This window comes from Streptococcus oralis, from assembly GCF_001579025.1.
In the GTDB taxonomy this organism is placed as follows: Bacteria; Bacillota; Bacilli; order Lactobacillales; family Streptococcaceae; genus Streptococcus; species Streptococcus oralis_X.
Window position 1 is genome coordinate 1 of record NZ_KQ970247.1, and the last position, 352, is coordinate 352.

Sequence of the window (352 nt, forward strand, 5' to 3'; positions counted from 1 at the left end):
GCTGGATCCGGTGTTGGGTTTGGAACAGTGTATTTATTTGTAAATACAACTGCTTTACCATCTGCATATGAGACAGTCGCAGTCAAGAGACCTTGACCATCCGCAACTACAGTGACTGTTACAGTATGCTCAGTCTTATCGTATTCAATACCCTCTTCAGTACCAACTTTTTCAACCAAGGTATAAGTGTGAGTACCTGCTTCTTCGAATGAACGAACAAAGGCTACTTTACCTTCGGCAGTATTCTTAGCTTCTGCTACAACTGCACCATTTTCTTTCAATTCGAAAGTATAAGCATCAGCCGCAAGTTCTTTACCTTCAAGTTTCTTAGTTGCTTCAATCGTAGCTTCTA

At 40.9% G+C, this 352-nt stretch carries 1 protein-coding gene; it reads right to left on the reverse strand.

Annotated features, from left to right (window positions below; genetic code table 11):
- Positions 1-352 (reverse strand): Spy0128 family protein (locus tag SORDD27_RS09450; RefSeq protein ID WP_330997342.1); only part of this gene is annotated, 352 nt, incomplete at both ends.